Consider the following 21,629-nt stretch of genomic DNA (forward strand, 5'->3'; position numbering starts at 1 on the left):
ATGAAGCCGGTCGTGCGCATCGGCTGCGGCGCCGGATTCTGGGGTGACACCGCGCAGGGACCCAAGCAGCTGGTCGAGTCCGGCGAGATCGATTACCTGGTGCTCGACTACCTGGCGGAGATCACCATGTCGCTGCTGGCGCGGGCGCGCGCCAAGGATGCCAACGCCGGCTACGCCACCGATCTGCCCGGCGTTTTGGCAGCGCTCGCAGAGCCGATCAAGACCCGCGGCATCCGCGTGGTCACCAATGCCGGTGGCATCAACCCACAGGCCTGCAAGGCCACCCTGGAGGCCCGGCTCACCGCGCAGGGCATCGCACTCAAGGTGGCGATCGTCACCGGCGACGACCTGCTGCCGCGCGCAGCGCAATTCGCGGCCTTGCGCGAGATGTTCAGCGGTGAGGCGATGCCGGCCGCGCCCTGGAGCTTCAACGCCTACCTCGGCGCGTTTCCGATTGCCGCGGCACTCGCCGCCGGTGCCGACATCGTGCTCACCGGCCGCTGCGTGGACAGCGCGCTGGCGCTCGGGCCGCTGATCCACGAGTTCGGCTGGAAGGCAACCGATTTCGACCGGCTGTCCGCCGGCAGTCTGGCGGGCCATGTCATCGAGTGCGGGGTGCAGGCCACCGGCGGTTTGCTCACGGACTGGGAGACAGTGGCCGACGACTGGGATCGCATGGGTTTCCCCATCGCGATCTGCGAGCCCGATGGCCGCTTCGTGCTGAGCAAGCCGGCAAACACCGGCGGCCGGGTTTCGATTGCGTCGGTGTCGGAACAGATCGTCTACGAGATCGGCGACCCCGCGAACTACCAGCTACCGGACGTGAGCTGCGATTGGCGCGAGGTTCGCGTGCGCGAGCTGGGGCCGGACCGGGTGGAAGTCACCGGTGCCCGAGGCCGCGCGCCCTCTGCCGAGTACAAGGCATCCGTCACCTGGCAGGACGGATGGCGCTGTGCCAGCACCATGATGGTCGGCGGCATCGATGCGGTACCCAAGGCCGAGGCGGTCGGCAGGGCGATCCTGGCACGCACACGACGGATGTTCGCGACGCAGGGCCTGGACGACTATCGCCGCACCGACATCGAAGTGCTCGGCGCCGAGTCCAACTGGGGCGCGCAGGCGCGGCGCCGCGACACCCGCGAAGTGATCCTCAAGATCGCCGTGCAGCACGCAGACAAGCGCGCGCTGGAGATCTTCAGCCGCGAATGCATCCCGTCGGCCACGGCCATGGCCCAGGGCCTCACCGGCTTCTCCGGCGGACGCCCTTCGCCAACGCCGCTAGTGCGCCTGTTCTCCTGCCTGGTGCCGAAGGCGGCGGTGCCGATCGCCATCGACGACGCAGCGTTCGTGGCGCCAACCTTGGCGTTCTCGGAGAGTCAGGCGGTCGCGGCAGCCGAACCTGCGCCAGCCGTCCCGCCGCCCCCAGGACCGGCACGCCGTCTGCGCCTGATCGACATTGCCTACGGCCGATCCGGCGACAAGGGCGATTCGGCGAACGTCGGCGTGCTTGCCCGCCGACCGGACTTTGTTCCAGTGCTGCGTGCACAGCTCACTGCGCAAGCAGTCAAGGACTATTTCGCGCACTTCGTGGCCGGACCTGTCGAGCGCTACGAACTGCCGGGGCTGCAGGGTTTCAACTTTCTGATGCAGTCCGCGCTCGGCGGCGGCGGCATCGCCTCGCTGCGCCACGACCCGCAGGGCAAGATGCTGGCGCAAATCCTGATGGACTTTCCCATCGAGGTACCCGAATCCATCCTGGAGGTCTGCAGGTGAGTCCCGACAAGTGGCCTTTCGACACGATTCTGATTGCCAATCGCGGCGAGATCGCGGTGCGCGTGCTGCGCACCGTGCACCAGCTCGGACTCAAGGGCGTGGTGGTGTACCACGCCGCCGATCAAGGCACCGCCGCGGTCAAGATGGCCGACCGGGCCATCGAGATCACCGGCCCTACGCCGGTGGCGTCCTACCTGGACGGTGCGCAGATCATTGCAGCAGCCCGGGCCAGCGGCGCTGGTGCGATCCATCCGGGCTACGGCTTCCTGTCCGAGAATCGCGGTTTCTGCGAGGCTGTGGAAAAGGCCGGCATCCGCTTTATCGGTCCTACCGCGGAACAAATCGACCTGATGGGCGACAAGGTGCGCGCGCGCAACTTCGTCGAGAAGGCCGGATTCCCGGTGGCGCCCTCCGCGATCGAGGACGACGATCCGGCGACGTTCGTCGAGCGCTCGCGGGCCGTCGGTGCGCCGCTGCTGATCAAGCCCAGTGCCGGTGGTGGAGGCAAGGGCATGCGCATCGTGCGCGACCTGTCGCTGCTCGAACAGGAAATCGAACGTGGCCGCTCCGAAGGTCAGCGCTACTTCGGTGACGGTCGCCTGTACTGCGAGCGCTACATCGAAAACCCGCGCCACATCGAAGTGCAGGTGCTCGGCGACGGGCAGGGCGATGTGGTGCATGTGCTCGAGCGCGAATGCTCGGTACAGCGCCGCTTCCAGAAGATCGTCGAGGAAACCCCGTCGCCCGCGCTCACGCCCGAGCTGCGCGAAAAGATCTGCGAGACCGCAGCGGGCATCGCGCGCTCCATCGGCTATCGCAACGCCGGCACTGTCGAGTTCATCTTTGCCCAGGACGCTGATGTTCAAGGCGCCGCCCGCGGCGCGGCGAAATTTTTCTTCCTGGAAATGAACACGCGCCTGCAAGTGGAGCATCCGGTCACCGAGGAGATCACCGGCATCGACCTGGTGCTGCAGCAGCTGCGCATCGCTGCGGGCGAGACGCTCGGATTCACGCAGGCGGACGTGAAGTCAAAGGGGCACGCCATCGAGTTCCGCATCTACGCCGAGGATGCGGCGCGTGGCTACACGCCAACCACCGGCCCGATCCTGGCCCTGCATCCGCCGCAGGGCGATGGCGTGCGCTGGGACAGCGGCGTGCTGCAGGGCGGCGAGGTGACGAGCGCGTTCGATCCGATGATCGCCAAGCTGATCGTGCGCGGTGCGGATCGCACCGAAGCCATCGCCCGAGGCGATGCGGCGCTGCGCGATACCGTGCTGCTCGGCTGCAAGACCAACACCGCCTTTCTGCGCCGGCTGATCGCGCATCCAGCCTTTGTAGCTGGTGATGTACACACCGGATTCCTGGACGCCAATCCGCAGATTGCGGCCGAGCCCGAGTTGCCGACCGACAGACTCGACGCGCTGCTTGCCGCGGCAAGCCTGAGCACGCGTCCGATGCGCGACGCTGCCGATGCCATTCCCGATCTGCATGCGGCCATCGGTTCCTGGAGCAACTAGTGACGCGAGTCGCGTGGAGGGTCGAGGAAGTGGAACTTTCGAGAATGCGCAGCATGGGGGTCGTAGCGTCGCGAGTCGGCACATCAGGCCGCCCGCCGATGCGCAGATATGACCAAGAGCCCGGAGCGGCCTGATATGCAACACGCCTTCAAGCTCGGTGAGGCCGAGCACAACGTAGCGCTGGCACGATCCCGCAGCGCCTACTGCCTGTACGTCGGCGATGCGGTGCTGGAGATCGACCTCAATACGGCCGCCGATGGCCGCGCCTGGCTGACGGTGGGCGAGCGCCACATCGAGGTGGTGATCGCAACCCGCGGCGACGAGGTGTTCGTGCATCTGGATGGCGAGGCGCACGCGCTGCGCTATCGCCATCCGCTGGATCGCCTTGCGGCGCAGGGCGGCGGTGGCACCGAGGACGGAATCTTCGCACCGATGCCGGGAAGCATCGTGAGCATCGCGGTTGCCGCCGGCGACACCGTTACCAAGGGTCAGACTCTGCTGGTGATGGAAAGCATGAAGATGGAGACGACACTGATCGCACCGCGCGATGGCGTGGTCGCGGCGATCCGCTACGAGAAAGCGCAGTCCTTCGAACGCGATGCGCTGCTCCTTTCGTTGGAGCCGCTGTAGGTCGGCTTTCAGGCCGACATCCCGATCTCGCAAGTCGCCCTGAAGGACGACCTACAGGAACGCTCATGAAGCGCATCGAATCCCGCCTCAACACCGCGTCCGCCGAGTTCCAGGCCAACGCCGCACATAATCGTGCGCTTGCGAACGCCTTCCGCGACAAGCAGCGCGCGGTGCGCGAGGATCGCCCGCAGCGCGATATCGACCGCCTGCGCTCGCAGAACAAGCTGCTGGTGCGCGAGCGCCTGAAGCTGCTGCTCGATCCGGGCACGCCCTTCCTCGAGTTCTCCTCGCTCGCCGCGAACGAGGCCTACGACGGCGAGGTGCCGGGCGCGGCCTGCGTGACCGGTATCGGCATCGTGTCGGGCCGCGAGTGCGTGATCAACGCCGGCGATGCGAGCGTCAAGGGCGGGGCCTGGTACCCGCTGACGGTGAAGAAGACCGTGCGCGCGCTCGACATCGCGATCGAGAATCGCCTGCCGGTCGTGCATCTCTGCGATTCGGCCGGCGGCTTCCTGCCGCTGCAGGCGGACCTGTTCGCCGACAAGTACATGGCGGGCCGCATCTTCCGCAATCAATGCGTACTGTCGAAGATGGGCGTGCAGCAGGTGTCGGTGGTGCTCGGCCACTGCACCGCGGGCGGCGCGTATGTGCCGGCGCTGTCGGACTACAACGTGATCGTGCGCGGCACCGGCGCGATCTTCCTCGCCGGCCCGCCGCTGGTGAAGGCGGCGACAGGCGAGGAGAACACCGTCGACGAGCTCGGCGGTGCGGACATGCACACCAGCACCTCGGGCACCGCGGACTACCCGGCGTCGAGCGAGGAAGAAGCGATCGCGATCGCGCGCGACATCGTCGCGCAGTTCAAGCGGCCGACGAAAACCCAGATCGAGTGGCAGACGCCGGAAGCCCCGTACTACGCGGGCGAGGAGCTGTACGGGATCCTGCCGCGCGACATCAAGCAGCAGTTCGACATGAAGGAGGTGATTGCGCGTCTCGTCGATGGCTCGCGCTTTCACGAGTACCAGCCGAACTACGGCAAGACCCTGATCTGCGGCTACGCGCACCTGTGGGGTTACAAGATCGGAATCCTGGCGAACAACGGCGTGCTGTTCAACGACAGCTCGCTCAAGGGCGCGCACTTCATCGAGCTGTGCAACCAGAACCGCACGCCGATCCTGTTCCTGCAGAACATCACCGGCTTCATGGTCGGGCGCGAGTATGAGCGCCGCGGCATCACCAAGGACGGCGCCAAGATGATCATGGCGGTGTCGTGCAGCGAGGTGCCCAAGTTCACCGTGATGTGCCACGGCTCCTTCGGCGCGGGCAACTACGGCATGAGCGGCCGCGCGTTCGATTCGCGCATGCTGTTCTCCTGGCCGCAGTCGCAGACCTCGGTGATGGGCGCGGAACAGGCGGCCAACGTGCTCGCCGACGTGAAGATCCGCCAGCTCGCCAAGTCCGGCAAGAAGCTGTCGCAAGCCGACATCGACGCCATCCGCGACCCGGTACTCGGCGAGTTCAAGCGCAAGCAGAGCGCCTACTACACAACGTCCGAGATCTGGGACGATGGCATGCTCGATCCGGTGGACACGCGCAACGCGCTCGGTATCGCGATCAGCGCGGCGCTGAACACGCCGATCGGCGATCCGCGCTACGGTGTTTTCCGCCTTTGACGCGGCCGATTGTCGGCTCGGGCCTCGGCTGCCCGGCTCTTTTCCGGTTGCGCCCACACCCTAAAAATTGGGGTCTTCAGGAAATCGAGTGGGTGATTTTCGATGAAATCAGAGTGGCGGGAGCATGGAGGTGAGGATTTTGACGCGGAGGTATTGCTCATCTCTGATTCCGTGCCGCACCAGGATTTCGCGGTCTCGGACGACGGCAAGAAATCCATGCTCAGCTTTGAGACTACGAGATGATCTCGACCCGGTCCGGATAGAAAGCTAGATGCTTCTCGATCGCCGCGACCGCTTCGAAAGGCGTCTCGTAGGTCCAGATGGCGTTTTGCCCACGCTCGCCCAAGGCTGGGACGCTGTAGTAGCTCGCATCCCCCTTGAACGGGCAGTAGGTCGTGTGTTCGGAGCGCTCAAGGCTCTCCATCCTGACGTCGGCGCGAGGGATGTAGAGCACCGGCGGATACTTCGCCTCTCGCAGTTCGAGGGCATTCTCAGTTTTCGCGATGATTTTCCCGTCAATCTTTACCGTTACCCCTCGACCCGCTCGCTCGATGTCGATGGGATGCTCCGGCGAGGGTTTGAGGATCTGCCTACCTGTCATGTCGATCTCCGAACTGCAGCGCGGATCTCATCTTAATTGAGTCGCGCAGCCACAATTCCCCCGAGAACATCTCCTACCCACTGGCGGCTGAACCGCCCCGGCTTTCTCGGAGGCTCCAAACCTTGAGAGGATGGAGCGATGAACAAGTTGACGCGGTACGCACCGGAGGTGCGGGAGCGGGCGGTGCGGATGGTGTTCGAGCACCGTAGCGAGTACGCCTCGCAGTGGGCGGCAATCGAATCGATTGCCGGGAAGATTGGCTGCAAGCCCGAGACGTTGCGGATTTGGGTTCGTCAGGCCGAGCGGGACGTAGGACTGCGGGAGGGCCCAAGCACGGCGGAGAAGGATCGGGTCAAGGCCCTGGAACGCGAGGTCCGCGAGCTGCGTCAGGCCAACGAGATTCTGCGCAAGGCGTCTGCGTATTTTGCCCAGGCGGAGCTCGACCGCCCGTTCAAGCGATGAAGGCCTTCATCGACGATCACTGCGCGGTCTACGGGGTCGAGCCGATCTGCAAGGTGTTGCCGATCGCTCCGTCGACCTACTACGCACACGTGGCGCAGCGACGGCATCCGGATCAGAGATCGGCACGATCACGGCGTGATGAGCAGCTGGTGCCCGAGATCGAGCGGGTGTGGAACGAAAACTTCCGCGTCTACGGCGTGCGCAAGGTTTCGCGGCAGTTACGGCGCGAGCGGTTTGAAGTCGCACGCTGCACGGTGCAGCGCTTGATGCGACAGCTCGGGCTGCGCGGCGTGATCCGCGGCAAGGGCGTGCGCACGACGATCCAGGATCGCAATGTCGCGTGCCCGCTGGATCACGTGCGCCGGCAATTCCGGGCCGACCGGCCCAACGCGCTGTGGGTCAGCGATTTCACCTACGTGTCGACTTGGCAGGGCTTCGTCTACGTCGCCTTCGTCATCGACGTCTACGCGCGCCGGATCGTCGGCTGGAAAGCGTCGACCACCGCCCGGGCCGATTTCGTCCTCGACGCTCTGGAGCAAGCGCTGTACGCGAGAAAGCCTTTCGTCGCGGGGCGACTCGTCCATCACAGCGACAGGGGGTCTCAATACGTCTGCATTCGATACAGCGAGCGCCTGGCCGAAGCGGGCCTCGAACCCTCGGTCGGCAGCGTGGGTGACAGCTACGACAACGCTCTGGCCGAAACCATCAACGGCTTGTACAAGGCCGAGGTCATCCATCGCCGAACCTCGTGGCAGCGATGTGAAGACGTCGAGTGGGCCATGCTCCAGTGGGTCGATTGGTTCAACAACCGCCGATTGCTGGAGCCCATCGGCAACATCCCGCCCGCAGAGAAAGAGGCGGCCTACTATCAGCAGCGAGACAGCCTGCTCTTGGCAGCCTGACTCAAACCAAACAGCCTCCGGGAAAACCGGGGCGGTTCAGTCTCACCAGCGCCGCGATTCAGGCGGCCAATGCCGACTTCGGTGTGGCCTGGGACGGCGACTTCGATCGCTGTTTTCTGTTCGATGAGCGGGGCGAGTTTGTCGAGGGGTATTACGTCGTCGGTTTGCTCGCCGAGGCCTTGCTCAAGGCCACCAGCCATGAGAGCGGGCCGCTGCGGGTCATCCATGATCCGCGGCTGACCTGGAACACCATCGATGTGGTGCAAGGTGCAGGGGGCAAGCCGGTGCAGTCCAAGACCGGCCACGCCTTCATCAAGGAGCGCATGCGTGCCGAGAATGCGGTCTACGGCGGCGAGATGAGCGCACACCATTATTTTCGCGACTTCGGCTATTGCGACAACGGCACCATTCCCTGGTTGATGGTGGCCGCGCTGATCTCGCGGAGCGGCAAGCCCTTGTCGCAACTGGTCGGCGAGCGTACGGCGATGTATCCGGTTAGTGGCGAAATCAATCGCGGTGTGGTCAGCGTCCAGTCCACTTTGCGCCGTATCGAATCCCGCTATGCGCGCCGCGCACGCGCCGTCGACTATACCGACGGCCTGAGCCTGGATTTTGGCGACTGGCGCTTCAACCTGCGCGGCTCGAATACTGAGCCGTTGCTGAGATTGAACGTGGAATCACGCGGCGACCGGCGCCTGACCGACGTCAAGACATCGGAGTTGTTGGCCTCGATTGATGCGGAGTCGTAATGGTAGGCGGCCAGAACCGGTCGCGCGGATTCGCGGCGTGTTCCTCGCTGCTCAATCTCGGCTGCAATCATTGCCGTATCCGCCCAGCACCGTGCGCGCCTTTTCGGAGGCCACCGACGACACCCTGCTGATCGGACGGGCAGCACTGGCCGGCATGTGGCGTATTTTCTAGCTGGGGTACGACTACAAAAGGCCGGTGTACAACCGGCGGGGACTGCCCCGAAGGCGCAGCGGCAGGTCACGCTCTTCGATTAGCCGGCGCATCTCGAGAGTTCGGACCGGCTCAACGCCGCCCTGGATCGGCTCAACCACCGGTTCGGGCGCGGCACGCTCGCCGTAGGTAGGTCCGGCTTGCAGCGAAGCTGGCGCATGCGGCGGGAGAATCTCTCCCCCTGCTACACCACCGACTGGCACGCCCTTCCGAAGGCGCGCTGAATGAACCTCTTTGTGTAAAAGCTGCTCGAGATGAGCGTCGTCGAACCTGCCGGAGATGCCCAGCCATCTGCCCGCCGCGCCGTCAATCAAAGGCGCCAAATGTTGGCCCCTTCACAGTTTGGCCTGTGGTTACGACATGAGGTCATTGCGCAGCTCTACGGCGTTTCCACAATACGCGGACCAATCGCAGGTCACGGGGTGATCAACATGAAAGAGGATGAGCTTCGAAATCGGGCCCTGGCCATCATTGATCGCGTCGTGCCCAAGCAGGGGAAGTCGGTGGCCGCAGACCCTCAGTACGCGGCGTTGTGGTCGGGCTATAAACCGCCGGCCAATGGCACTTCATGCGGGCATCTACCCGGCTTCATGGTTCGCCAGTTGATGTCCAGCTTCGGGGTTAGTGCCCCGAAGGGCACTCAGCGCTGGCTCGGCAATGGCGGCGTGGATGTGAAGTTCATGCTGTCCGGTCAGATCGACAACCGCCTCGACGCCTACGTCAAAGCGGGCGGATCCGCGTTGCCAAAACCCGGCGATATTTACTGGATTTCCGGATCTGGCGCGCTGCATGTGGGCGTCGTGCTCAGTGCCGACAACGGCGCCTGGGTGACCGCCGACGCCGGGGCTGAGCGCAAGGGAGAGTCCCCCACCGCCCAGCGGCGAACCCGTCAATACCTGGGTGGCGCGCTATCGGGCGAGAGCCAGCAAGGAGTCCGGATGGTCCCGCTTCAGGGGTGGGCGGATATCGGGAAATATTTCCGAGCCGAACCTGCCGAAACCCTGCTGGCCAAACTGATCCGGATGTACGGCAGTTGAATCGGGCGCGCGCTGCAATCCAGATCACCCTATCAGGATCACAGCCTTTAACGTGTTGGGTTCGGAGGCAGGCAGCCTGGCTGGCGGGGGCGATGCAGCTTCGAAATCGGCTATGCCGCTTCCCAATTCTTGCACCGATGGGTTTCGGCATCCTCAGTAAGGGCGGATAGGGATACGAGTTCCGTAAAAGTGTGTGAGGTCGATGGAGTGAGACAGAAGCAACGCGGCAAGAAATAAATCATTCAAATACAATTTTATAGTGACATTCTGATGGCCAAGAGCTATTCGACGGACGACACCCGCGGGCGAGAATAATTCAAAATGTGTGAGCTTTACGGTAACACTCTGCTTCTATCGATCCAATGGGCAGTCATCGCAGGCTTGACAAGTGCGTAACTATTCGTCGACATCGGATCGTCGCGGGACCTCCACGGAAAGCTGGACTGGAACACGTTGCTCGCTAGAGCAACGTTTGAAATAAAACCAGTGTCACGCTAGACGCCAGTTGTAACATCCTCGAACACGCTGTGCTCAGGTACAGCGTTCGCAATAAATCCGAACTGAAACTCGCGACAATGCTACAAACGCCGCTCCTCGGAGCGGCGTTTTTTTGGACTTTGTGCAACAAGCGGGTGGGCAGCGAATTACTAACCAGTTGTTGCACAGAACGGTTATGCAGCCCTTCGAGAAACTCGCTGATTGATCAAGCTTTCGGCGGGGATGTTGAAGGTCTTGTTCAGGGCCTGAATCTTTCGCATCGTCAGCGGCCGTCGGCGGGCCAGCACCTCATAAACGCGGTTCTTCCGGCCGATCGCTGGAATCAGGTCATCGACCGTGAGGCCCTGCTGTCCCATCCGGAACTTGATGGCCTCCACTGCATCCAGCAGTTCCATGGGGAAATGCGTCCGTTCGTAGGCCTCGACCAGGGTTGCCAGCACGTCGAGGCGGTCGCCCGCCTCGGTGCCCGCTTCCGCAAACATGAGCGTCTCGATCTCGCGCAGCGTGTCGCGTTAGTCAGCTATAGCCTACGGACTAAAGCGTGCCGCCGCGCGCCGACACGACGGCCGCCTCGAGATTGCGCGATGACAAATGTTCATGTTTGCTTTATGATACAAACCAGATCATTATTGTTTACATGCATCATATAGAGAACATTGAAGAGGCTGGCGTCGCAGTTCGCCAGAACCGGGAAGCTTCGCGGATGACCCAGGCCGAGTTGGCAGCGGCCGCCGGTCTCACCCGCGCGCGGCTCAGTCTCCTAGAGCGCGGCAAGGCCAATCTCAGCCTCGCCACCTTCCTCAGGCTCGCGCAGGCGCTCGGAATGCAGCTGGTGATGGAGCCCACCTCTGAACGGCCGACGTTGATTCAACTACGTCGCGCGCAGAGCCACGGCCAATCGTGAGCGAGCGCATCCGGCGGCTGTCCCTGCACATCGCGCATGCAGTCCAGGGTGAGGTGACCGTTACACCGGTCTCCGGTAACGAGCAGTGGACATTTACGTACGGCGCCACTGCCACGCAGGACGCGGCCCTGACGATGCCGCGTAAGCTCCCGACCTATATCTGGGACGGGGTCCTGCCAGCATTCGAGCAGCATCTTCCGGAAATGGACCTCAGCCTGTTTCCGGCTGCAATCTGGAAACACATCACCCGCGACCACGCCGGGATGCTCTGGGTTGCCGGCCAACGACGACTCGGCCGGATTCGGTTCACGCGCGCGGGCGAGGCACTCACAGAAACCCTCGCCCTGAACTTGAGCGAAAGCGATATCGCAGCGGCGACCGACGGAGATGGTCTTCTCGCCGATCTTCTGAGCCGGATGACGGCGATCCCAGGCGTATCCGGCGTACAGCCTAAGGTGCTCTTACCCCTAATGGCGGCTGGTGCCGACCCTCTGCGCGCCCTCGGGGACACGCACCTGCTCAAGGGCAATCGACCCGAGTATCCCTACGCCACGACGGTAGAGGCGGCGACGCTGAATCTCGCCGCAGCCTGCGGGTTGACAATCCCCTCGCACGTCCTGAGTCAGGACGGCCGACTGCTGGCGGTGAAGCGTTTCGACCTGGACTCGAACGGCTCGCCGCTGGGCTTCGACGAGGCCGCCTCCTTGATGGGCCTGTGGGCGCGCGACAAGTACACCACCAGCATCGAAGCGCTCCACAAGTCTCTGCTGGCCTTCATACCCGCCACAAAACGGCGCGCATTCACCCGGCAGCTGTTCACGCTGGTGGCCTTCAACCTGATGGTAGAGAACGGCGATGCGCACCTGAAGAACTTTGGGCTGCTTTACGCCGACCCTGATGCCGCAAGCCTTGCGCCGGTGTACGACGTTCTGACGACCACCTGCTTTGCAGGGATGGAGCGAGACCTTCCCGCATTGCCTTTGAACGGGCGCAAGGTCTGGGATGATTGGTCAGGCTTCGAGCGACTCGCCATAAGTCGGGGTCTGACGTCCGCCGAGATGCGGCAGACGCTCACGGGTCTGGCATCCACGATGCGCACGAATCTGCGCTCGCTGCCGGAATCCTATGTCGACAAGGTGCCGGACGCTGCGCTCATCCTGAAGCGAATGGGCGAGGCGTGGCACCGCGGGCTTGCCCGGTTGGAGGCCCATATCGGGCAATCAGGTTGACCGGACTATGCGGCCCGCACCTCACCCTAGGGCCGGCTCTTCACCCGGGAGGATGCTGGGAGGAGAAGGCCTGGGTGGTGTGACGTCCGGCGCCAGCACGCGATGTGCAATTCGAGCCAGGTCCGCCTTCGCTACGCCCTGATCCGAAAAGTGGGTACGCCAATGCCGCGCCACTGAGGTGATGGACTCGAGGACCTCCTCGGCCTGGACGCGAGACAAGCCGAAAGGGTCACTTGGGGGGTAAAACAAGATCCGTACGGCTGCGGATAACCGCGGTCGCCAGCGCAGATCTTGACCGCCTATTCGAAAGCTTGGCGGATCGAGACCTGCCTTCAGCTGAGCGTGCGCATGAAGGCCATCCAGAAAGCCTGGATCATCGACCGTGAGGCCCTGCTGTTGCCGGTTACACCGACCTGAAGCCACCGGTTACAACGGAATACGGCCAGCGCCCGTCGCCCACCCGGTTACCTGCATAACGGTCCATGCCTGCGCATTGCCGCTCTCTCTATGATACGGTAAAATGCCGTACCCAAATGCGAGGCCATAGGGCATGTCTACCGCACGTTTTGATCTCAAGTTGGACCCGGACGACAAGGATATCGTCGCCAAGGCCGCTGCCCTGATGGGCACGACGATGGCTGGGTTTGTGCGCTCCGCAGCCAAGGAAAAGGCCCAGGCTCTGCTGGAGCGCGAGGCCAGAATCACGCTGACGCGACGTGACGCCGAGGCTTTCGTTGCCGCGCTCGATTCCGCCTTCCGTCCCAACGTGGCCCTTGAGCGGGCGCTTTCGCGGGCCAAGCGCCAGGTACGGCGTGCTTGAAGATGTCCCGCTCGATCCGGATGTCCATGATCGCGCAGGTTTCGACTGCGGCGTTGCAGAGCTGAACGAGTATCTGCGTCGCTTCGCTGGACAGCACCGGCGCATGGGGATCAGTTCAACGTATGTGCTGGCTGATTCTGATGAGCCTAGCCTCGTTCTAGGCTATTACACGTTAAGTGCCGCCGAGGTGGATGTCGTGCGCCTGTCTGACTCGGACCGTAAGAAGCTCCCCCGCTTTCCCATCCCGTGTTACCGCATGGGGCGCTTGGCCTGTCGCACGGATCGCAGAGGTGCCGGTCTCGGACGCCTTCTGGTCGGCTGTGCCGTCGACCGCTGCCTTCAGGGGAGAAAGCAGATCTCCGCCTACGCGTTACTCGTCGATGCAAAGGATGCCGGCGCCAGGGCGTTCTACGAGCACTACGGCTTCACGCCACTCGTGGATCGCGCCATGACCCTTTACCTGCCGCTCGGTCGCGCTGATGGCCGTATTCCACTGTAACCGGTGGCCGGTGCCGATAAAGCGGATGTACAGCACCCTGCATAGGTACTTGATCCAGACAACGAGGCGGTACTTGTACTTGTTACCTGCGATGTTGAACACGACACGCCCGTCCTTCAGAACGCTGGCATTGCCGAAATACGACCCGACCGAGCCCGAACAAATGCTTGGATTCGGGGTGCCCCCCCTTTGCTTTTTCCGCCGCAATAATCAGTAGCTGTCTATCAGACGTTACTTTGTCGGGCAGGTCGGTGATCGCCGAATGCCTTGGGCTTTCGGGATCTACGCTGCCATGATGCATTGGTTGACCTTGCCGAGGGCAATGACAAGCTGTTCCGCGTCGGCATCGTTAAATGCGCCATCGAGGCCATGGTGGTGTATGCCCGTGAATGTAGGCCTCGACCTTCCTGCGATGCTGCGCCAGGTTGATGCCGGTGCTGAAGTCCAGAAGCGCGACATCGCCGGACTCGCCGATCTCGTCCGTCAGCACACTGTAGACCGGCTTGATCGAGGTTCGGTCAATGAACTGGATCAGGCCGCGCAGGCGCTTCCTCACGCTTCGCAAAAAGGTTCGATGCGGCCAGCTCCGCGCCGCGCGCATCGGCAAGGAATATGTATTCGTCGAAGATGACTTGCTCGCCGATCTGCGAGCACAATACGCGCGGCGAGCGCTTCAAGGTGACAACGCGGAGGTTCAGCAATGTCACTCTACAAGCGAGCAGACTCGCCGCACTGGTGGGTTGACTTCACCATCAACGGTCAGCGAGTGCAGAAAAGCACTGGGACTACCGACCGAAGGGCCGCTAAGCAGATTCTCGCGAAGTGGCAATCGGAAGCATGGCGCCGGGAGTATCTCGGCGTGAAGGAAGATCGAGCCTGGGAAGACGCCGTGATTCGATGGCTTTCGGAGACTGAACATCGTGCGAGTCGTCCTACCGACTTGGTGCATCTGCGCTGGTTGCAGACGCACCTAGAAGGTCGGGAGCTTCGTTCGATCAATCGCGACCGAATCGAGCATCTGATTGCGGTCGGCAAGCGCGAGAAGGCGAGCAACACGAGTATCAATCGTCGCCTCTCCATTGTTCGCGCGATTCTGCGCAAGGCGGGCAACGAGTGGGAATGGATCGAGCGTGTTCCGTCGATCCGCATGCTCAAGGAGCCCCCTGGTCGGGAGCACTATCTTAGCGAATCCGAACTTGATCGCCTCTGTGCGGAGCTTCCTGAGCACCTGCGCGCGATGATGGTCTTTTCTCTCGCAACTGGACTGAGACAAGGCAACGTGAAGCGTTTGAGATGGGTTCACGTTGATCTGGGTCGTCAGTTCCTGTTCGTCCCAGCGGCCGAAGCCAAGGCAAGGCGCCCAATCGGCGTTCCGCTGAACGGTCCGGCAATCGATGTGCTGATGCAACAATCCGGAAGGCATTCCGAGTACGTGTTCACGTACAAGGGTCATCCGGTGCGCCAAGTCAGTACGAAAGCCTGGCGCGGGGCATTGCTGCGCGCGGGAATCGCGAATCTGCGCTGGCACGATCTGCGGCACACCTTCGCGAGCTGGCACGCCCAGAATGGGACGCCAATGCACGTCCTGCAGGAACTCGGCGGCTGGAGCACGTCCGACATGGCGAAGCGATACACCCACCTTGCGGTGGAGCATTTGAGGGGTTGGTCTGATCGGCTACCGGACCGAGTAGCTGGCCTATCCAAGGCCGCACGTTACAAAGCGGTGACGCCCAGGGAGGTGCATTAACTCGAAGTTGTGTAAGTCCTTGAGGGAATTGGTCGGGGCGACAGGATTCGAACCTGCGACCTCTTGCTCCCGAAGCAAGCGCTCTACCAAGCTGAGCTACGCCCCGACGTGGGAGTCCTAGCTGACCCGCCGGATGGCGAATTCGGTCAGTTGGAACAGCGAATCGCGGTAGGGCGAGGCTGCCAAACCGTTCAGCGCGAGTCTCGCCTGGCCAGCGTGGGCTTCGGCGAGCGCGCGAGTGTAGGGGATCGCCCCGGTCCGTTCAACGATTTCCAGGATGTTCTGCAACTGCCCGACACGGCGATCCCGTAAAGCGACGCGGATCAGCGCGGCGTCGTCGCTGGAACCCGCGCGCATGGCATAAATCAGGGGCAGGGTGGGCTTACCTTCGGCCAGATCGTTGCCGACGGCCTTGCCGCTGATCTCCGGCGCAGCGGTGTAATCGATAACGTCGTCGATCAGTTGATAGGCGATCCCCAGGGCGTAGCCGTAGTCGCCAAGTCGGCGGTATTGCTCAGGTCCAACTCCAGCACTGATGGCACCCAGTTCGGCGGCAGCGCGGAACAGCACCGCAGTCTTGAGCTCGATCACGCGCAGATAGCGTGCTTCGTCCACATCCGGGTCGCCTGCGTTCATCAGCTGCAGCACTTCGCCCTCGGCGATGGCATTGGTGGTGTCGGCCATGACGCGCATGACCTCCATCTCGCCGGCGGCCACCATCATCTGGAAGCTGCGCGAGTAGAGGAAGTCGCCGGAGAGCACCGCACCGGCATTGCCCCAGACTGCGTTGGCCGTCTTGCGGCCGCGACGCAGATCGGAGTGGTCCACCACATCGTCGTGGAGCAGGGTGGCGGTGTGGATGAACTCGACCACTGCGGCGAGCAGCCGGGCGACGCCGGTGTCCGGTGCTTCGAGGGCACGGGCAACCAGCAGGACCAGCGCGGGGCGCAGGCGCTTGCCGCCGGCCGAGACGATATAGCCGCCGATTTCGTTGATGAGCGCCACTTCCGAGGCCAGGCGCTCGCGGATCACGGCGTCCAGGCCGCGCATGTCGTCGGCAATCGGCAAGAGTAGGGTTTGGACGTCCATTCAGATGGGCGATTCGAGGCGCGCGATGCTAGGCGGACCGAACCCGGCGGTCAACGCAGAGACCGGCGACAGAAAGAGGCGTGTGTGTGACAAAATGATTGACGATCTGAGGGTGCAGCCCTAAACTTCGCGACCTTTTTTTGAGCCGCAACAACGGTTGCGGGCTGATGCGGGAGCAATCTGACGATGTACGCCGTAATCAAGACCGGTGGCAAGCAGTATCGCGTGACCAACGGTGAAACGCTGAAAATCGAGACGCTCAAGGCCGATGTGGGCAGTACGGTGGCGTTCGAAGAAGTGCTGCTGGTGGGCGAGGGCGACTCGATCAAGGTCGGCGCGCCGATGCTCGACGGCGGCAGCGTCAAGGCCGAGGTGCTGGCCCACGGACGGGGCGACAAGATTCGTATCGTCAAGCATCGCCGCCGCAAGCACTACCACAAGGAAATGGGTCATCGGCAGAACTTCACCCAGGTGAAGATCACCGAGATTACTGCTTAAGTCAGGAGCACAGACATGGCACATAAGAAGGCAGGCGGCTCAACCCGCAACGGTCGCGACTCGCAATCCAAGCGCCTTGGCGTCAAGCGCTTCGGCGGTCAGGCGGTTCTGGCAGGAAACATTCTGGTGCGTCAGCGCGGCACCCGCTTTCATGCTGGCGTCAACACCGGTATCGGCAAGGATCACACCTTGTTCGCCCTGGTGGACGGCAAGGTGAGCTTTGCCTCGCGCGGCCCCAAGAACCGCACGTTCGTGGACGTGGTTCCGGCCTGAGCTTTCCGACTCGACACGAAAAGGCCCCGGACGGGGCCTTTTTTGTCTCTCCCGAACATGAAATTCGTCGACGAAGCCAGCATCAAAGTGGAAGCCGGGGACGGCGGTAACGGTTGCGTCAGCTTTCGACGCGAGCGCGCAATTCCCTTCGGCGGGCCGGACGGTGGAGACGGCGGCGACGGCGGCAGCGTGTTCGCGGTGGCCGATCCCAATCTCAATACCCTGGCCGATTTTCGCTTCACTCGGGTTTTTCGCGCCCAACGTGGTGACAACGGCAGCGGCGCCAATTGTCGCGGGGCGTCCGGACACGACGTCGATATTCCGATGCCGCTGGGGTCGATGCTGTTCGACATCGCCACCAGCGAGAAGATCGGCGAACTGACCCGATCCGGCCAGCGCATCAAGATTGCCCAGGGCGGCTTTCACGGCTTGGGTAACGTGCGCTTCAAATCGTCCACCAATCGCGCGCCACGCCGGGCCAGTCCGGGAAGTCCGGGCGAGCAGCGCGAGCTGCGGGTGGAGCTGTCGCTGATGGCCGATGTGGGCCTGCTGGGCCTGCCAAACGCCGGCAAGTCGACCCTGTTGGCCGCAGTTTCCGCCGCCCGCCCCAAGATCGCCGACTATCCGTTTACCACTCTGTATCCGCAGCCCGGCGTGGTCGCGGTCGGACCCTTCAAGTCTTTTGTGATGGTGGACGTGCCGGGCCTGATCGAAGGGGCGGCCGAAGGAGCGGGTCTGGGCATCCGCTTTCTCAAGCATCTGAGCCGCACCCGATTGCTGCTGCATCTGGTGGACCTGATGCCGCCCGATCAGGCGCCGCTGGCGCAACAGATTCGCACCATCCAGGACGAGTTGCGCGCCTTCAGCTCAGAGGTGGCGCAGCGCGAACAGTGGCTGGTCTTCAACAAGTGCGATCTGATCCCTGCCGACGAAATCGAAGCCGTCGTCGCCGCGGTGCTGGGCGATCTGGACTGGCACGGCCGGCACTTCGTGATCTCTGCGGTGACCCGCGCGGGCTGCGAAGCTCTGTGCGCGCAGGCCATGCGCTGGATCGAATCGCAGGCGCCGCGTTCCGAGCAGGACCTGATGGACGATGAAATTTCCGCCGCGGCTGCGGCGGCACCGGATGCCGAGGCCGGTGACGAGGACCACCGCCCGGCCTGAATCGTCGACTGCAGACATGAATCGCCAACGTCTGATCGCTGCGCGCCGCTGGGTGGTGAAGATCGGTAGCTCCCTGGTCACGGCCAAGGGCCGGGGCCTGGACCACGAGGCGATCCGCGACTGGTGTCAGCAGATCGCCGAGCTGCGTTCGGGAGGGCGGCAGATCGTTCTGGTGTCCTCGGGAGCGGTCGCCGAGGGTATGGCCCGACTGGGCCTGTCCAAGCGTCCCGGCGTGCTGCCCGAACTGCAAGCCGCGGCCGCGGTTGGCCAGATGGGTCTGGTGCGAGCCTGGGAACTGGGCTTTGAATCCCATGGCCTGCGCGCCGCGCAGGTCTTGTTGACGCACGAGGATGTGGCCGATCGCGAGCGTTATCTCAATGCGCGGGCGACGCTCAAGGCGATCCTGGATTTCGGCGCCATCCCGGTCGTCAACGAAAACGACACCGTTTCCACCGACGAGATCCGCCTGGGCGACAACGACACCTTGGGGGCGATGACCACCAATCTGATCGAGGCCGAGCTACTGGTCATCCTCACCGATCAGGACGGCTTGTTCGAAGCCGATCCGCGTCTGAATCCGCACGCGAAGCTGGTTTCGGAGATCGAATTATCCGCGCCACAGCTCAGCGCCATGGCCGGCGAAAGCAAGGGTGAGCTGGGCCGCGGCGGCATGCGTACCAAGCTGTCGGCCGCGCGTATTGCCGCGCGGTCCGGGGCCTGTACCGCCATCGCGCACGGTCGCGCGTCCAAGGTGCTGGCTCGACTGGCGGCGGGAGAATCGATCGGCAGTCTGCTGTTGCCGGACATCGGCGTGATGGCGGCGCGCAAGCGCTGGATCGCCGGTCAGCTGCAAGCCCGTGGCCGCTTGAAACTGGATGCAGGTGCCGCCGAGGTGCTGCGTCAGAACAATGGGCGCAGCCTGCTGCCGGTCGGCGTGACGCAGGTGGAAGGCGAATTCGAACGCGGGGACCTGGTGATCTGTCTGGACCCGCAAGGCGTGGAGGTGGCGCGCGGTCTGAGCAACTACGCGTCGTCCGAGGCGCGGCGCATCCTGGGCGCAAAACGCGGGGAGATTCTCGGTCGGCTGGGCTATCCGGGCGCCGAGGAGCTGATCCACCGCGACAACATGACGGTGGTTTGAGCAGCGCAGGAAAAGCTGCCCGACTGCGTCCACAAAAAAGCGCGGGGGCGACCCGCGCTTCTCAACGCCGTCGGACCACTCAGGCGAGCGCGACGATACGCGCGGTCAGGCGGCTCTTGTGACGAGCGGCCTTGTTCTTGTGGATCATGCCGCGATTGGCGTAGCGGTCCAGTACCGGAACCATTTCCGCATAAGCGGTCTGGGCGGCGGCCTTGTCATTAGCGTCTAGCGCTTTGACGACCTTCTTGATGGTGGTGCGGATCATCGAGCGCTGTCCGGCATTGCGCGCGCGGGCCTTGACGGCTTGGCGGGCGCGCTTCTTTGCGCTGGCGGTGTTGGCCAAAACTGACTCCTGAAATCGGTTGAGCGAAGCGGGTTACGAAGGGCGAAGCAAACCGGCTGCGAATGGCGCGGGCAATCGGGTCACGTCACTGACAAAAAAATAGCGCGGCAGTATTGTATCCGGCCCAATGCTTGTCAACGCTGCGCTGCCCTTGGCGACCGCCAGGAAGGTTCGCAGGATTCGTCAGGCTCCGCGTTGCCAGAGACCTCTTTTTCGGCTCTTGAGCGGCCGCTAAAGAAGACCGTCGCCGTGCCCTGGGTGACAATCGCAGCTCACGAATACTCACTTTCTCCCGCACGGCCCCGCCCATCGGTTCATGTCTTCCTCGCGGCTACTCAAATCGACCGGTGTGGTGGGCCTGATGACGCTGATCTCGCGCGTACTGGGCTTCGTCCGCGACATCCTCTTCGCCGCCTTCTTCGGCGCGGGCCCGGTCATGGACGTGTTCCTGCTGGCGCTGAAGATCCCCAATTTCGGTCGCCGCGTGTTCGCCGAGGGGGCGCTGTCGCAAGCCTTTGTGCCGGTCTTTACCGAGGTCAAGGCCAATGGCCAGCCCGAGGACGTGCGCGATCTGTTCAACGCGGTGGCGGGCACCCTCGGCGGGGTGCTGGCGATGATCACCTTGGTCGGCTGTCTGGCGGCACCGCTGCTGGTGTGGCTGTTTGCGCCGGGGATCGCCGCGGACGCCAGCCGCCATGAACTGGCCAGCGACCTGCTGCGCTGGACCTTCCCTTACTTGATGCTGATCTCGCTCACCGCGCTGGCCGGCGCGGTCCTGAATACCTACGGACGCTTCGCGGTGCCGGCGGGCACGCCCATCATCCTCAACCTGTGCCTGATCGGCGCCGCGTTCGTGGACTCCGAATCGGTGCGGGTGCTGGCCATTGCGGTGTTCGTGGCTGGTGTGGTCCAGCTCGGATTTCAGCTGCCCTGGCTGGCGCGCATCGGTCTGTGGCCGCGACCTCGCTGGGGCGGCCGCGATCTGCGGGTGCGTCGCGTCGTGCGGCTGATGGGGCCGATCGTGTTCGGCTCTTCGGTGGCGCAGGTGAGCCTGCTGCTGGACACGATTATCGCGTCGCTACTGTTCGCCGGGAGCCTGAGCTGGCTGTATTTCGCCGATCGTCTGATGGAGTTTCCGCTGGGCATCTTTTCGCTGGCGGTCGCCACCGTGATTCTGCCCAGCCTTTCGGCCGAACACGTGGCGCAATCGCCGCAGCGCTTCAGCGCTACCATCGATTGGGCGTTGCGCGTCCTGCTGCTGCTGGCGGTGCCGGCTACCGCAGGCCTGCTCCTGCTTTCGGGGCCGTTGGTGAGCACCCTGTTCCAACACGGCCAGTTCGGCGCTCGTGACCTGGACATGACGCGCTGGGCGCTGATGGCATATGCCTTTGCCTTCCTCGGCATCTCGCTGGTGAAGGTGTTGGTTCCCGCGTTCTACGCGCGCCAGCAGACCATGGTGCCGGTGCGCTACGGGGTGATTGCGCTCAGCGCCGGCATGGCGTTGAGCCTGGCTCTGGTCGGGCTGTGTCTTTGGAAAGACCTGCCTGCGCCGCATGTCGCGCTGGCGGCGGCGACCTCGGCCAGTTCGCTATTCAACGCCGTGCTGCTGCTAAGGCGCCTGCGGCGCGATGGCATTTATCTGCCGGTGCCGGGCTGGGGCGCTTACCTGCTCAAACTGGCGACGGCGGTGATGGTGATGAGTGTGGTGGTGATCTGGTTATCGGGCCCCTTGTCGGCCTGGAGTGCAGCAGACCTGTCGGACCGGGTGCTGCGGCTGCTGGGCATGATCGTTGCCGCGATCCTGTCCTATTTCGGCGTTTTGGCGCTGCTCGGCATGCGTCCGTCGCACCTGCGCATGAGTGCATGAGC

Annotated in this window: 24 protein-coding genes, 1 tRNA gene, 3 pseudogenes and 1 other annotated feature; of the genes and pseudogenes, 20 read left to right on the forward strand and 8 right to left on the reverse strand. The window is 63.5% G+C overall.

Annotation, left to right across the window (positions count from 1 at the left end; all coding sequences use genetic code 11):
* The 4 genes from ACOOHP_RS09085 (at position 1) to ACOOHP_RS09100 (ending at position 5,593) form a co-directional block, all read left to right on the forward strand.
* The gene (locus ACOOHP_RS09085) at positions 1-1,773 is read left to right on the forward strand and encodes an acyclic terpene utilization AtuA family protein (protein ID WP_420466126.1); all 1,773 of its coding nucleotides are present in this window, start codon (positions 1-3) and stop codon (positions 1,771-1,773) included.
* Entirely contained in the window at positions 1,770-3,290 is a 1,521-nt protein-coding gene (locus tag ACOOHP_RS09090; RefSeq protein WP_420466127.1) for an acetyl-CoA carboxylase biotin carboxylase subunit, read from the forward strand. The genes ACOOHP_RS09085 and ACOOHP_RS09090 overlap by 4 nt, the downstream gene beginning before the upstream one ends.
* A 135-nt stretch (positions 3,291-3,425) precedes the next feature.
* Positions 3,426-3,920: an acetyl-CoA carboxylase biotin carboxyl carrier protein subunit gene (locus ACOOHP_RS09095; RefSeq protein ID WP_420466128.1), complete on the forward strand. Its 495-nt coding sequence runs from the start codon at positions 3,426-3,428 to the stop codon at positions 3,918-3,920.
* Between the two features lie 65 nt (positions 3,921-3,985).
* Positions 3,986-5,593, forward strand: coding sequence for an acyl-CoA carboxylase subunit beta (locus tag ACOOHP_RS09100; RefSeq protein ID WP_420466129.1), 1,608 nt, complete (start codon positions 3,986-3,988; stop codon positions 5,591-5,593).
* A gap of 232 nt (positions 5,594-5,825) precedes the next feature.
* Here the strand turns inward: ACOOHP_RS09100 and ACOOHP_RS09105 are convergent, their stop codons facing one another.
* Entirely contained in the window at positions 5,826-6,194 is a 369-nt protein-coding gene (locus ACOOHP_RS09105) for a DUF427 domain-containing protein (protein ID WP_420466130.1), read from the reverse strand.
* A 138-nt stretch (positions 6,195-6,332) separates the two neighbouring features.
* Between ACOOHP_RS09105 and ACOOHP_RS09110 the strand changes: the two genes are divergently transcribed.
* The 5 genes and pseudogenes from ACOOHP_RS09110 (at position 6,333) to ACOOHP_RS09130 (ending at position 9,555) form a co-directional block, all read left to right on the forward strand.
* Positions 6,333-7,558 (forward strand): IS3 family transposase gene (locus ACOOHP_RS09110; protein ID WP_420466131.1). Its coding sequence is split into 2 segments (ribosomal slippage): positions 6,333-6,618 and positions 6,618-7,558, totalling 1,227 coding nucleotides; the frame shifts between segments, so codons are not numbered across the junction.
* Positions 6,611-6,727, forward strand: a sequence feature (AL1L pseudoknot). Its footprint overlaps the gene before it by 117 nt.
* A gap of 44 nt (positions 7,559-7,602) precedes the next feature.
* Positions 7,603-8,307, forward strand: a pseudogene (locus tag ACOOHP_RS09115) (phosphomannomutase); the annotation flags it as partial.
* Between the two features lie 37 nt (positions 8,308-8,344).
* Positions 8,345-8,479 (forward strand): hypothetical protein, encoded by a 135-nt coding sequence (locus ACOOHP_RS09120; protein ID WP_420466132.1) that lies wholly within the window; start codon positions 8,345-8,347, stop codon positions 8,477-8,479.
* A gap of 119 nt (positions 8,480-8,598) precedes the next feature.
* Positions 8,599-8,742, forward strand: a pseudogene (locus ACOOHP_RS09125) (DUF4113 domain-containing protein); the annotation flags it as partial.
* Positions 8,743-8,772: 30 nt separating this feature from the next.
* Positions 8,773-9,555, forward strand: coding sequence for a hypothetical protein (locus ACOOHP_RS09130; RefSeq protein ID WP_420466133.1), 783 nt, complete (start codon positions 8,773-8,775; stop codon positions 9,553-9,555).
* Positions 9,556-10,226: 671 nt separating this feature from the next.
* Here ACOOHP_RS09130 and ACOOHP_RS09135 read toward each other — a convergent pair.
* Positions 10,227-10,535, reverse strand: coding sequence for a helix-turn-helix domain-containing protein (locus ACOOHP_RS09135; protein WP_420466134.1), 309 nt, complete (start codon positions 10,533-10,535; stop codon positions 10,227-10,229).
* Positions 10,536-10,594: 59 nt separating this feature from the next.
* Between ACOOHP_RS09135 and ACOOHP_RS09140 the strand changes: the two genes are divergently transcribed.
* The 5 genes from ACOOHP_RS09140 to ACOOHP_RS09160 all read left to right on the forward strand — a co-directional run bounded on the left by ACOOHP_RS09140 (position 10,595) and on the right by ACOOHP_RS09160 (position 13,505).
* Positions 10,595-10,957: a helix-turn-helix domain-containing protein gene (locus ACOOHP_RS09140; RefSeq protein WP_420466135.1), complete on the forward strand. Its 363-nt coding sequence runs from the start codon at positions 10,595-10,597 to the stop codon at positions 10,955-10,957.
* Positions 10,954-12,186: a type II toxin-antitoxin system HipA family toxin gene (locus tag ACOOHP_RS09145; protein ID WP_420466136.1), complete on the forward strand. Its 1,233-nt coding sequence runs from the start codon at positions 10,954-10,956 to the stop codon at positions 12,184-12,186. Before ACOOHP_RS09140 ends, ACOOHP_RS09145 begins: the two co-directional genes overlap by 4 nt.
* Before the next feature lie 291 nt (positions 12,187-12,477).
* Positions 12,478-12,603, forward strand: coding sequence for a hypothetical protein (locus ACOOHP_RS09150; protein ID WP_420466137.1), 126 nt, complete (start codon positions 12,478-12,480; stop codon positions 12,601-12,603).
* 133 nt (positions 12,604-12,736) lie between these two features.
* On the forward strand, positions 12,737-13,006 hold the full coding sequence (locus ACOOHP_RS09155; protein ID WP_420466138.1) for a DUF1778 domain-containing protein: 270 nt from the start codon (positions 12,737-12,739) through the stop codon (positions 13,004-13,006).
* Positions 12,999-13,505: a GNAT family N-acetyltransferase gene (locus ACOOHP_RS09160; RefSeq protein ID WP_420466139.1), complete on the forward strand. Its 507-nt coding sequence runs from the start codon at positions 12,999-13,001 to the stop codon at positions 13,503-13,505. The genes ACOOHP_RS09155 and ACOOHP_RS09160 overlap by 8 nt, the downstream gene beginning before the upstream one ends.
* A gap of 9 nt (positions 13,506-13,514) precedes the next feature.
* On the opposite strand, the pseudogene ACOOHP_RS09165 reads toward ACOOHP_RS09160, so the two are convergent.
* The 3 genes and pseudogenes from ACOOHP_RS09165 to ACOOHP_RS09175 all read right to left on the reverse strand — a co-directional run.
* Positions 13,515-13,643: pseudogene (locus tag ACOOHP_RS09165) on the reverse strand (type II toxin-antitoxin system HigB family toxin); the annotation flags it as partial.
* Positions 13,644-13,854: 211 nt separating this feature from the next.
* Positions 13,855-14,061 carry a hypothetical protein gene (locus ACOOHP_RS09170; protein ID WP_420466140.1) on the reverse strand — a complete coding sequence of 69 codons (207 nt, stop codon included), beginning with the start codon at positions 14,059-14,061 and terminating at the stop codon, positions 13,855-13,857.
* Positions 14,024-14,212 (reverse strand): hypothetical protein, encoded by a 189-nt coding sequence (locus ACOOHP_RS09175; protein WP_420466141.1) that lies wholly within the window; start codon positions 14,210-14,212, stop codon positions 14,024-14,026. The genes ACOOHP_RS09170 and ACOOHP_RS09175 overlap by 38 nt, the downstream gene beginning before the upstream one ends.
* Here ACOOHP_RS09175 and ACOOHP_RS09180 point away from each other — a divergent pair.
* Positions 14,206-15,252: a tyrosine-type recombinase/integrase gene (locus ACOOHP_RS09180; RefSeq protein WP_420466142.1), complete on the forward strand. Its 1,047-nt coding sequence runs from the start codon at positions 14,206-14,208 to the stop codon at positions 15,250-15,252. The two genes, ACOOHP_RS09175 and ACOOHP_RS09180, sit on opposite strands and share 7 nt — an antisense overlap.
* Positions 15,253-15,281: 29 nt before the next feature.
* Here ACOOHP_RS09180 and ACOOHP_RS09185 read toward each other — a convergent pair.
* Positions 15,282-15,358: transfer RNA gene (locus tag ACOOHP_RS09185), tRNA-Pro, on the reverse strand.
* 11 nt (positions 15,359-15,369) lie between these two features.
* Positions 15,370-16,341, reverse strand: coding sequence for a polyprenyl synthetase family protein (locus ACOOHP_RS09190; protein WP_420466143.1), 972 nt, complete (start codon positions 16,339-16,341; stop codon positions 15,370-15,372).
* 186 nt (positions 16,342-16,527) lie between these two features.
* Between ACOOHP_RS09190 and rplU the strand changes: the two genes are divergently transcribed.
* The 4 genes from rplU to proB are packed head-to-tail and all read left to right on the forward strand — an operon-like array spanning position 16,528 to position 19,417.
* Positions 16,528-16,839: a 50S ribosomal protein L21 gene (rplU, locus tag ACOOHP_RS09195; RefSeq protein ID WP_420466144.1), complete on the forward strand. Its 312-nt coding sequence runs from the start codon at positions 16,528-16,530 to the stop codon at positions 16,837-16,839.
* Between the two features lie 15 nt (positions 16,840-16,854).
* A complete protein-coding gene (gene rpmA / locus ACOOHP_RS09200; protein WP_420466145.1) occupies positions 16,855-17,112 on the forward strand; it encodes a 50S ribosomal protein L27 in 258 nt (85 codons plus the stop codon).
* A gap of 57 nt (positions 17,113-17,169) precedes the next feature.
* On the forward strand, positions 17,170-18,276 hold the full coding sequence (gene cgtA / locus ACOOHP_RS09205) for an Obg family GTPase CgtA (RefSeq protein WP_420466146.1): 1,107 nt from the start codon (positions 17,170-17,172) through the stop codon (positions 18,274-18,276).
* Positions 18,277-18,292: 16 nt separating this feature from the next.
* A complete protein-coding gene (gene proB, locus ACOOHP_RS09210) occupies positions 18,293-19,417 on the forward strand; it encodes a glutamate 5-kinase (protein ID WP_420466147.1) in 1,125 nt (374 codons plus the stop codon).
* A gap of 79 nt (positions 19,418-19,496) precedes the next feature.
* On the opposite strand, the gene rpsT is transcribed toward proB, so the two are convergent.
* Positions 19,497-19,760: a 30S ribosomal protein S20 gene (gene rpsT, locus ACOOHP_RS09215; RefSeq protein ID WP_420466148.1), complete on the reverse strand. Its 264-nt coding sequence runs from the start codon at positions 19,758-19,760 to the stop codon at positions 19,497-19,499.
* A 316-nt stretch (positions 19,761-20,076) separates the two neighbouring features.
* On the opposite strand from rpsT, the gene murJ reads away from it, so the two are divergent.
* Positions 20,077-21,627 carry a murein biosynthesis integral membrane protein MurJ gene (gene murJ, locus ACOOHP_RS09220; RefSeq protein WP_420466149.1) on the forward strand — a complete coding sequence of 517 codons (1,551 nt, stop codon included), beginning with the start codon at positions 20,077-20,079 and terminating at the stop codon, positions 21,625-21,627.
* Positions 21,628-21,629: the final 2 nt, after the last annotated feature.

Source organism: Panacagrimonas sp., from assembly GCF_965216805.1.
Taxonomy (GTDB): Bacteria; Pseudomonadota; Gammaproteobacteria; order Nevskiales; family Nevskiaceae; genus Panacagrimonas.